We start from the raw sequence: 10058 nt of genomic DNA on the forward strand, positions 1-10058 counted from the left end.
GACAGTTCGGTCCATATCCATCGCGGGCGAAAGATACATGAGGGAGGCTGCTCCTAGTACGAGAGGACCGGAGTGGACGGACCAACGGTGTACCGGTTGTCCTGCCAAGGGCACGGCCGGGTAGCTGCGTCCGGAAGGGATAAACGCTGAAAGCATCTAAGCGTGAAGCCCGTCCCGAGATGAAGTATCTCATTCCTATAAGGAAGTAAGACCCCTTGAAGAAGACAAGGTAGATAGGCTGGGTGTGGAAGCACAGCAATGTGTGCAGCTGACCAGCACTAATCGGTCGAGGACTTGACTTATTCTAAGAAGGTATAGCCTAACAATTTGCTTGAAGTTTCTTCTGTGAAGTTTTGAGTGTACAACACTCAAGAAGATGCGGTGATGATGCCTGAACGGTTCCACCTGTTCCCATTCCGAACACAGTAGTTAAGCGTTCAAAGGCCGAGGGTACTTCGTTGGAGACGACGTGGGAGAGTAGGTAGTTGCCGCAATCACTCCTCGATAGCTCAGTCGGTAGAGCGTCTGACTGTTAATCAGAATGTCACTGGTTCGAGTCCAGTTCGAGGAGCCATTTTTGTATTATAGGAAGCACTGATAAATTCAGCCGCGCCATCTTGACGCATCTTTTTTGCCCGAACTGTGTCGGCAAATCCTCCACATAGCTTTGGCTATGCGTCCGGTTTGCCTCCTTGTTCGGACGAAAAAATCTACGCCAATCTGACGGACTTCATTTTATCAGCGATTCCTTTAGCGGCGCTGCCGCTTTGGATAGTTGGGGTATCGCCAAGTCGGTTAAGGCACGGGACTTTGACTCCCGCATCCGTTGGTTCGAATCCAACTACCCCAGCCAATTTATCTCATTTTATGAGATGGGTGGCGCTGATAAAGGTTCACTAGCTCAGTTGGTAGAGCATCTGACTTTTAATCAGAGGGTCCCGGGTTCGAGTCCCGGGTGAGCCACCACTTTTATATCATGACTCACTAGCTCAACTGGCAGAGCAACTGACTCTTAATCAGTAGGTTCACGGTTCGATTCCGTGGTGGGTCACCATTTTATGGGCGATTAGCTCAGCTGGGAGAGCGTCTGCCTTACAAGCAGGATGTCGGCAGTTCGATCCTGTCATCGCCCACCAAGGACATTCCATTTTATACGGCCCGGTAGTTTAGTTGGTTAGAATGCCGCCCTGTCACGGCGGAGGTCAGGGGTTCAAGTCCCCTTCGGGTCGCCATTTTTATGCCTCGGTAGCTCAGTTGGTAGAGCAGGGGACTGAAAATCCCCGTGTCAGTGGTTCGATTCCGCTCTGAGGCACCACTTCGTATCCTATAGCGTCTGCGGCGCGTGCCGCTTGTGCAATGCTGCTGGCGTAGCTCAATCGGTAGAGCAGCTGACTTGTAATCAGCAGGTTGGGGGTTCAAGTCCTCTCGCCAGCTCCATGCGGGTGTAGCTCAATGGTAGAGCCCCAGCCTTCCAAGCTGGTCACGTGGGTTCGATTCCCATCACCCGCTCCATTTTGCATTTCGCCGGGGTGGCGGAACAGGCAGACGCAGGGGACTTAAAATCCCCCGATCGAAAGATCATACCGGTTCGATTCCGGTCCTCGGCACCACTTATTTACAGATTTGTCACGCGGTCGTGGCGGAATTGGCAGACGCGCTACTTTGAGGGGGTAGTGTTCACAAGACGTGTGGGTTCAAGTCCCACCGACCGCACCATCCTTTTTCTTTACAATTTGATAGTCACGCGGTCGTGGCGGAATGGCAGACGCGCTAGCTTCAGGCGCTAGTGATGGCAACATCGTGGAGGTTCAAGTCCTCTCGACCGCACCATATTTCAACTTCATATGCGGTTGTGGCGGAATTGGCAGACGCGCTACTTTGAGGGGGTAGTGTTCACAAGACGTGTGGGTTCAAGTCCCACCAACCGCACCATCTGAGAGAGTACCGTTGTGGAAACACAGCGGTTTTTTTGTGTGTGCGATCGTTTGACGGTTGCGATTCCGTATGGAATACGCTAAAATGGGGGCAGGAGGGGATTCGATGGCACTTGATAGAGAGGAAGCACGGCGTGCGCGCTATAGGGAGATCATACAGAGCTTTACGCTGATGGACGACATCTTTATGTCAGCGGTGTTTCAGGACAGCCTTCCCTGTGTCAATCTGGTTTTGCAGATTATCTTGGAGAAGCCGAATCTTCGCGCGACGAGAGTCGTTGTGCAGGACACACTGAAAAATCTGCATGGTCATGACGTGCGGCTTGATATTCATGCATTTGCGGATGGGCAGGAGTTTAATATCGAAATCCAACGCGCGAAAAGGGGCGCAGAACCATGCAGGGCACGATATCACAGTAGTATGATGGACGCGAATGCCCTGCCTGAGGGAATGGATTATAAAAAGCTGCCGGAATCGTATGTGATCTTTATTACGGAGACGGATGTACTCGGGAAGGGGAAACCGCTCTATGTGATACGCCGCACGATTGAAGGAGATGGGGAGCCCTTTGGCGATGGTTCGCATATTATCTATGTGAATGCCTCGATTGAGGATGATACCCCTCTTGGTAATCTGATGCACGATTTTCAATGTGTGCAGCCCGATGAGATGTACTATCCTGTTCTTGCAGAGCGGGCAGGAGCGTTTAAGAATACGGAGAAAGGAGAGATTTATATGAGCTCGAAGTGGGAACAGTTTGTTCAGGAGATCAGCAAAGAGGCGATGGAGCGTGGCCTGGAGCGTGGCATGGAACGTGGCATGGAACGTGGCATGGAACGCGGTATGGAGCGCGGTGCGGAAAAGGCGTATCTTTCTTCGATCCGAGCAATGATGGAAAAACTGTCGGTTACGGCGGAGAAGGCGATGGATGTGCTTGCGATCCCGCAGTCGGAGTGGAGCAGGTACAAGGCGATGCTTTGAGAACTAAGGAATCGCTGATAAAATGAAGTCCGTCAGATTGGCGTAGATTTTTCGTCCGATTGAGGCAGCAAACCGGACGCATAGCCAAAGCTATGTGGAGGATTTGCTAACGAAAAGCGGGCAAAAAAGATGCGCTAAGATGGCGCGGCTGAATTTATCAGTGCTTCCTTAATTGTGACATATATAATGACCCCGTCGACAATTATGCCGACGGGGTTTTTGTGTGGGAAAATTTGTTAGGCGTTCAAGTCGCCCTTTCTCTCATGTGTTAGAACTGCCAAGCGAATCCGGCACGGAAGTTGACACCGCGCTGTTTGCCCGTCCAGCCCTCAACGCTGAGGTCGGCGGTGGAGTTCGCGCTCATCTGGGTCTTCCAGCCGAGTTCGACGCTGGCGGAGACACCCTTGAGCGACGGAGACGGCGAGGTGTAGCTCATGCCGCCCGCGCGATGATAGGTCGCGCTTGCATCGCCGCCAAACTCATACTGTACGGAGGCACCGACGATGAGCGAGCCGCCCTTCTGCGGATGCATCCAACGTGCGCCCGTGCGCAGGACGTGGCTGTCCACGGCGGAGAAGCTGTAGCGGTCGCCTGTGGAGAGCGTTGCGTCTGTGCCGTTCTGTCGCGTGTAGAAGTAGCGGACGTAGACCTCCTGCTTGCCGCCGTCCTTCATCGTCGTACTCTGTCCCGCGCCGAGATGTGCGCCGATGTAGTTCGCACGCGTATCGTAGGACGTATGCCTCGGGGTGCCGCCCACATTGAGTGTTGCACTGTAGTCCATGTTCGAGCGTCCGGCGCGGAGGCTGCCCTCGTAGAACATCCCGTCCTTCTGCTCCTGACGGATGAATCCGCCCGCACCGATGTAGCGGATAGAGCCGTCGCCGTGTGCCGCATTGACGTAGCTGTCGTAGGTGCCGCGTCCGTACTCAATGATGGGACCGAAAATCAGTCGGTTGTCGTCGCGTTTCACTTCGCGCGAGAAGCCGACAGCGAGGTTCATCCCCTTGAGGTCAACGTGCGAGCCCGTTGCGATGCGCATGGAGGAGCCGCTCATCGCTGCAAATGGGGCAAAGCCCTCGGCTGCTGCCGCCTCGATGGACGCACTCGACATCCCCAAGCCCGTAAAGAGATTCATGCCCGAGCCGATAAAGGCGACCGAGCCTGCCATCGTCTCGGCAAGCGACTTTGCATGATCATCGATCAGTCGGAAGCCACCATCATAGGGGGTCTCCGGCGGCAGTGCGGGCGGTGTCGGAGGAGGTGTGACGATCCCACCCGGCGGTGTAACCGCGGGTGGCGTCGGCGGGGTCGCCCCCGGTGGCAGCGGCGTAGTGTCAGGTGTCGGCGCCGACGGTTCCGGCACCGAACCGCCCGCATCGGTGCCGCCGTCAAGCCGCACGATCAGCTCTTTGCGGTTCGTCGTCACACTCATGCGTTCCGTACCGGAGATACCCTCATGCACAGTCATCGTGGCTGTGCCGTCATTGTGAATCTCCGCATTTACCGTATGGAGAAGGCGGATGCGGTTCGGGAGCGAGGTGCTGCCCTGCAGATAGGCATCGACCGTCTTGCCGCTGAGGTCGATGTTCCTCGTATCGTCCCTGACGTAGAGCATCGTATCATCTTCGGTGATGTCGCTCGGCACATAGAACGCAAATCGGTTGAATCCCTCCACGCTCTTCACCGTGATATTCTTCGTATCCTTTAGGATGAGCTCATTGTCGGCTGCATAGGCCCCCGCGCCGCCGACGCGGTGCCGATAGCCGTAGAGACTTGCGAAGGAGAGATCGTTTGCGCCCGAGATCACGATCTTGTTGTGATGCACCTCCTCATGGACATCGTTTGGATCCGCTGCGGGATCGCCCAGAGCCGCGCCTGCGTAGATGTTGCCGCGATAGGTGCCGCCGTGGATGTAGAGCTCGTTGTAATTGGACTTGAGGTAGACATTGCCCGTGTCGGAGCCACCCTGCGCCATGCCGCCGTAGACATCCCCGTCATACGTCGTGCCCTCCATCAGGTGGGTAATGTTCCCCGATGCCTCCGCTTCTGCGCTGTTATTGCCCGCCGCTCTTGCCTCGGCAGAGCCGCCGAAGAGATGCCCTTGGAACCGCGTGGTGCCGCCGTACACCCAGAGGCGGTTGTCGACGGCATTTGCCGCGCTGCCTGCAGACGTGTTCCGCGCAAAGCTTCTGCCGCTCGTCACGTCCTCACGGAACGTGCCGGCACGGATGGTGAGCTGGTTGCTGTTTGCCTCGGCTTTTGGTTCTGCGACATTGTTCGTCTCGATCGTACTGTAGCCCGCCGCGCTCTTGTCGGTGAATGTCCCTGCGCCTGCACCCACCCAGACCTTGTTCTCGTTCGCCTTTGCGGTGCTGTGTGTCACCGATTCACCGGGCGCAAGCTGCTTACCCTCGGCGTAGCCGCCGATGAAGTTCTTTGCCCCCGCGGAGACGGCCAGCTTGTTCTTGTTGGCGCTCGCATTGAACTCCCTCTTTGCCTCGGCATACGCCGAGCCGCCGTAGAGTCCCGCGCCGTACGTGCCTCCCAAGGCGTGGACGGTGTTCTCGTTCGCTGCGGCATTCGTGACGCTGTCCGCCGCCGTCGTCGTATTCCGGGCAAAGCTCCTGCCGCCCGCCACATCCTCGTTGAACGTGCCGTCCTGCAGGAGAACTTCGTTCCTTGCTGCGGCAGCAGACAGCAGCTTCGTATTGTTCGCTGTGATATGGACGTAACCGCCCGCGCTCTTGTCGGTGAATGTACCGGTGGAGCGGATCTCCATACTGTTCTGGTTCGCCGTGCCCGTGCTCTGGAGGACGTAGGTGCCGCTGTCTCGCTGCGTGCCCTCGGCATAGCCGCCGATGAAGCTGCGCGCACCGCCCCTCAGACTGAGCAAGTTCTCGCTTGCCAGTACGTCAAAGGTACCCTTTGCCTCGGCAGATGCATGACCTCCCGTGATGCCCGGCGTGACGCTCGTCTCGGTGGAGAGGTAGTTCTTCGTCGCCTGTGCCACAGCGCTGCCGTTCTCGGACGCTGCTTCGGCACTGCCGCTGTAGATGTTCTGCTGATCTCCCTTCACATACAGCTCGTTCTCGTGCGCTGCGGCCTCCGCCCGGCCCGCAGTCGCCTGTACCTTCGCAGAGCCGCCGATCAGATCCGAGTTGAACCAGCCCGCATGCGTGTCGACCCAGAGCTTGTTCTTGTTTGCTGTCGCCGCCGCGAAGGTGTCTGCATCTGTGCGCTCGCTCTCGATAAAACTGTCGCCGCCCCAAATATTATCGAAGTTGCCGCCCGCGATGGAGAGTTCGTTCTCGTTTGCCGCGGCGCGCAGCTCTTTCGTTTTTCCTGCCGTGAGCCTAGCGTAGCCGCCCCTCACCACATTACAAGAGCGTTCCGTGACCCAGACCTTGTTCGCATTCGCCTCCACGGTACTCAGGGCAGCAGGGATGCCGGTCCTATCAAACTGTTTGCCGTCTGCACGTCCGCCGGCGACATCGTTTGCATTCGTCCTGAGGTGGACCTGGTTCTCGTTTGAGTATAGGCGGATACCGCCTCTTGTCTCGGTGAAGGTATACCCACCGGTGATTTTTTCTGTCCGCATGTTTGTATTCATGCGCACGCGGTTTTTCAGTGCCTTTGCGATGGAAATGCCGTTGCCGAGGTGTGAACGGGCATCGGCATAGCCACCCTCAATGTAGGAAGGCCCCACAGACTTGCCGCCTGTGATAGTGACGGTGTTTTCCTCTGCCAGCGCCTCGGAGGTAGTCGTGTTGCCCGCAATGTCGTTATCGCTTTTCGCACTGCCGCCGGTCACATCTGAATCGATGGCGCCGCCCGTCATTGTAACGGTATTGCGCACCGCCTCTGCCCTTGTCTGTGTGCCGTGCAGGATTTGCGCATGTGCGTAGCCGCCGTAGATTCCCCGCGCCACAATGAAGCTGGTTGCCCCGTCCCAAGAGACCGTACCACCCGAGACCTCTGCAGAGTTCCCCTCGACGTGCGCTGTGCCGCCGTTCAAAACCCCACCAAAGGCTCCGAAGAAGCCCATGAGCGAGCCGCTCCGGAGAATCGCTCTGCCGCCCCTAACATCAAAGGTCGCATTCACTGTGTTAGACTCGCCGAATGTGCCGAAGGCATTCCGCCACTCCACAGCATTTCCGTAGCCGTCCTTCGTATAGATGACCGGGGTTCCCCCGTACCCCACTCTGCCGACGGTGATGGTCGCGGGCGCACCGTCGATGTTGCCGACAACGCCGTACTCTACCTCAGTGTCCTCTGTGACAGAGGAGGTCACGATGAACTTGTTGGCAGCATAGGCACAGGGGAGTGCGCCGAGCGTCACCGCGCCCGCCGTGAGGGCGGCGAGGATGCGTGGGGCAAGTGTCCGTGATGGGGGACGTTTGCTGCGCTGAGAATGGTGTTTCATGATGATCGACTCCTTTCAAGATCAATACATCCGATGTGGGCGCCTTGAATCATGCCGATTCTTCCTCTCCAATTCCTACTGTAGCATATTTCAGAAAAATGCGTACTGTCATAAATAACAGGGTTCAAACGTCCTAATTTTCAGGAAACCCCAGTGTTTTCAAGGCTGTACGGGTATCATAGAGAAAAATTTATTTACGGCTTCTTTTATGGCAAAATTATGAAAACAAGATATGATTATTTGTAAATGAATGAGAATGAGGCGTAATGTGTGCAGAAAAAACACTGTTTTTTCAAATGAAATATGGATATAATAGGCAAGGGAAGCACTGATAAATTCAGCACCGCCGCCTTAGCACATCTTTTTCGCCCTGTCTGTGTCGACAAATCCTCCACATAGCTTTGGCTATGCGTCCGGTTTGTCTCCTTGACAGGACAAAAAATCTGTACCAATCCGACGGACTTCATTTTATCAGCGATTCCCTAAGGACTTTTCTGCGAAGGAGGAGCGATGATGCTGCGGCTGCTGGTATTTTGTCTGTTGTTTCTGCTGCCTGTGCGCGTGCTGGCTGCACCCGCTGATCTGCCGTCGCTCTATTTCGTGTGTGCGGCGGCATCGGAGGCGGCGTACAGCGGGGAGCTGCCGGAACTCCTGCGTGCGCGTCTCGCGGCGGCGGGCTGGCAGATCGCCTCGTATGAGACGGAGGGGCATCGTGGCACGGTCGGGCGATTCTTCCATATGGTGCGGACGGATGAGGATGGCACTGAGACGCATCTGATCGCCTTTCCGGGGACGGAGCGTGGGAGCGATGTGTGGACGGATCTGCGGCTCGGGCGTGCCGCGTTCGGCGGGACGACGCCCGCAGAGTTCCTTGCTGTGCGCGATATGCGTGTGACGGAGCGCAAGGAGACGCCGCTCGTCCACCGTGGCTTTCTCGACTACTGCCAAGCGGCGCTCTTTACGGATGTGCTGCCGGCGTATGGGAATCGGACGGCAGGGGAGGTGTTGGCGGCGGAGCTGCGTGCACATCCCTCGATGCGGATCTATCTGACGGGACACAGTCTCGGCGGGGCGGCGGCAGTTCTCGCGGCGGCGCGGCTCTCGGATCTGGGGGTCGCGCCCGAGCAGCTCGTTGTGACGACGTTCGGTGCGCCTGCGGTCGGGAATGCGGCGTTTGTGCGCCGCTATGAGGGGCGGTTTACGCTGCACCGTGTGGTGATGAGCGGCGATCCGATGAAGGATCTGCTCGCGGCACCGCTCGGGTTTCAGCAGTTCGGGGAGCGTGTCCCGTGGTCGCCCGCGCGGTCTGTGGCGCGGTTCCCGCATGCGATGACGGTGTATGTGGATGCGGCGATTCGGCAGCTCTACGATGCGTACGGCGGGGACGGGGCGCTGCTGTTCCTGATGGGGAGTACGAATCGGACGGAGGGGCAGCCGCTCTATGTGGCGCCGATTGAGACGGAGCTGGACGATACGCTCGCGGAGGATGCGCCCTATATGACGGCGGTGCTGCGTGACGCGCTCCATGTGCGGAATGCGCAGGCGGTGTTCGCGGCGGGCAGCGGCGGGCTGTCGGAGGACTACCTTCTGAGCGGGCTGAACGATCATCTCGCAGCGGCGCGCGCGGCGGGGGCGGAGCAGCTGGTCGCCTATCGGATTGCGGGGGCGAAGATCCGCGATGCGCACGAGACGTACCGCCTGACGCTCGAGCGCGCGGTGTACGATGCGGACGGGAATCTGCTGGATGCGACCTCGCGCTCGGCGCTGACGGGGGAGATGACGCCGATTGAGACGGTGTTGTATCTGTTTTCGCAGGACTAACGGTCAGCTTGGAATGCGAAGGCGTACATCAATAACATGGATTAGCAACAACACGGAAGGATGAAAGTATGATCGTGGAGGATCTTTGGCGGCTGTTCGATATCATCGGGACGCTCGCATTCGCGGTGTCGGGGGCGCTCGTGGGACTGTCGCGGCGCATGGATATCTTCGGCATCTCGGTGCTGGCTCTGGCGACGGCGGTCGGCGGCGGTATGGTGCGCGATGTGCTCGTCGGGATTACGCCGCCGATGGCGCTGCGCGATACGACGAATTTCCTGCTGTCGGTGGGTGTCGCGCTCGCAACCTCGCTGCTCTATCAGTGGACGGCTCTGCATCGGATGCGGCGGCAGCGTCTGCTCAAGATCTTCAATGTGTCGGATACGATCGGGCTTGCCGCCTTTACGATTACGGGCGCGCTGACGGGTGTGCGCGTCGGTGGCGAGGACAGCTATGTGCTGCCGATCCTGCTCGCGGCAACAACGGCGGTCGGCGGCGGTATGATCCGCGATGTGCTCGCGCAGCGGATGCCCGTGGTGCTCTATGCCGAGGTCTATGCGGCGGCGTCGCTTGTGGGCGCGTTCGTGTTCTGTATGCTGCGTTTTACGCTCGGGGTGGAGGCGGATTCGTGGCTCGCGTTCATGCTCGTGCTCGTCATCCGCTTTGCCGCGATTCACTGGAACTGGAGTCTCTATCATCCGCGTCCGCCAAAGCGGCATCGTGAGGAGGGGCATGAGGAGCGCACATAGAAAAATCCCCGCACGCTTAACAGAATGCGGGGATTTTGTATGACGAACGAAAGGTTCTTAGTGATGGTGATCGACGCCGACCATGACGGACGTTGCCTTGATGACTGCGTATGCCTCCTTGCCGACCTCGAGGCCGAGCTCCTCGATGGAGT

6 protein-coding genes, 13 tRNA genes, 2 rRNA genes and 1 pseudogene (1 of these 22 running past the window's edge) are annotated in these 10058 nt (G+C 57.8%); 19 read left to right on the forward strand and 3 right to left on the reverse strand.

From position 1 onward, the window contains the following. The 17 genes from AXF19_RS15985 to AXF19_RS15145 all read left to right on the forward strand — a co-directional run. Nucleotides 1-302 (forward strand): 23S ribosomal RNA (locus tag AXF19_RS15985) (it extends 3514 nt beyond the left edge of the window). A 75-nt stretch (nucleotides 303-377) separates the two neighbouring features. Further along, a 5S ribosomal RNA gene (gene rrf / locus AXF19_RS04395) occupies nucleotides 378-494 on the forward strand. 4 nt (nucleotides 495-498) lie between these two features. Then, nucleotides 499-574: transfer RNA gene (locus AXF19_RS04400), tRNA-Asn, on the forward strand. A gap of 202 nt (nucleotides 575-776) precedes the next feature. After that, nucleotides 777-853 (forward strand) — tRNA-Gln (locus tag AXF19_RS04405). 37 nt (nucleotides 854-890) lie between these two features. Further along, nucleotides 891-966 (forward strand) — tRNA-Lys (locus AXF19_RS04410). A gap of 12 nt (nucleotides 967-978) precedes the next feature. Continuing rightward, nucleotides 979-1054: transfer RNA gene (locus AXF19_RS04415), tRNA-Lys, on the forward strand. Between the two features lie 6 nt (nucleotides 1055-1060). Next, nucleotides 1061-1136 (forward strand) — tRNA-Val (locus tag AXF19_RS04420). A gap of 19 nt (nucleotides 1137-1155) precedes the next feature. Beyond that, nucleotides 1156-1232, forward strand: a tRNA-Asp gene (locus AXF19_RS04425). A 7-nt stretch (nucleotides 1233-1239) separates the two neighbouring features. Further along, a tRNA-Phe gene (locus tag AXF19_RS04430) sits at nucleotides 1240-1315 on the forward strand. Nucleotides 1316-1361: 46 nt separating this feature from the next. After that, nucleotides 1362-1437 (forward strand) — tRNA-Thr (locus tag AXF19_RS04435). Between the two features lies 1 nt (nucleotide 1438). Next, nucleotides 1439-1512: transfer RNA gene (locus AXF19_RS04440), tRNA-Gly, on the forward strand. Nucleotides 1513-1523: 11 nt separating this feature from the next. After that, a tRNA-Leu gene (locus AXF19_RS04445) sits at nucleotides 1524-1610 on the forward strand. A gap of 20 nt (nucleotides 1611-1630) precedes the next feature. Then, a tRNA-Leu gene (locus AXF19_RS04450) sits at nucleotides 1631-1716 on the forward strand. Between the two features lie 28 nt (nucleotides 1717-1744). Further along, nucleotides 1745-1830, forward strand: a tRNA-Leu gene (locus AXF19_RS04455). 16 nt (nucleotides 1831-1846) lie between these two features. Next, nucleotides 1847-1932: transfer RNA gene (locus AXF19_RS04460), tRNA-Leu, on the forward strand. A 108-nt stretch (nucleotides 1933-2040) separates the two neighbouring features. Then, nucleotides 2041-2916 carry a PD-(D/E)XK nuclease family transposase gene (locus tag AXF19_RS04465; protein ID WP_066845575.1) on the forward strand — a complete coding sequence of 292 codons (876 nt, stop codon included), beginning with the start codon at nucleotides 2041-2043 and terminating at the stop codon, nucleotides 2914-2916. A gap of 46 nt (nucleotides 2917-2962) precedes the next feature. After that, nucleotides 2963-3088 carry a secretion protein HlyD gene (locus tag AXF19_RS15145; RefSeq protein WP_084784861.1) on the forward strand — a complete coding sequence of 42 codons (126 nt, stop codon included), beginning with the start codon at nucleotides 2963-2965 and terminating at the stop codon, nucleotides 3086-3088. Nucleotides 3089-3184: 96 nt separating this feature from the next. Here AXF19_RS15145 and AXF19_RS04470 read toward each other — a convergent pair whose 3' ends face one another. After that, a complete protein-coding gene (locus AXF19_RS04470; RefSeq protein WP_066845578.1) occupies nucleotides 3185-7339 on the reverse strand; it encodes an autotransporter outer membrane beta-barrel domain-containing protein in 4155 nt (1384 codons plus the stop codon). A gap of 320 nt (nucleotides 7340-7659) precedes the next feature. Continuing rightward, nucleotides 7660-7806 (reverse strand): annotated as a pseudogene (locus tag AXF19_RS15150) (ABC transporter substrate-binding protein); the annotation flags it as partial. Nucleotides 7807-7849: 43 nt separating this feature from the next. Here AXF19_RS15150 and AXF19_RS04475 point away from each other — a divergent pair. Continuing rightward, nucleotides 7850-9160 (forward strand): lipase family protein, encoded by a 1311-nt coding sequence (locus AXF19_RS04475; RefSeq protein ID WP_066845580.1) that lies wholly within the window; start codon nucleotides 7850-7852, stop codon nucleotides 9158-9160. 68 nt (nucleotides 9161-9228) lie between these two features. Then, a complete protein-coding gene (locus tag AXF19_RS04480) occupies nucleotides 9229-9906 on the forward strand; it encodes a trimeric intracellular cation channel family protein (RefSeq protein ID WP_066845584.1) in 678 nt (225 codons plus the stop codon). 57 nt (nucleotides 9907-9963) lie between these two features. Here AXF19_RS04480 and AXF19_RS15155 read toward each other — a convergent pair. Further along, nucleotides 9964-10058: TOBE domain-containing protein (locus AXF19_RS15155; protein ID WP_237141733.1), on the reverse strand; the 95-nt coding region annotated here is incomplete at its 5' end.

Source organism: Selenomonas sp. oral taxon 126 (assembly GCF_001683335.1).
Classification (GTDB): Bacteria; Bacillota; Negativicutes; order Selenomonadales; family Selenomonadaceae; genus Centipeda.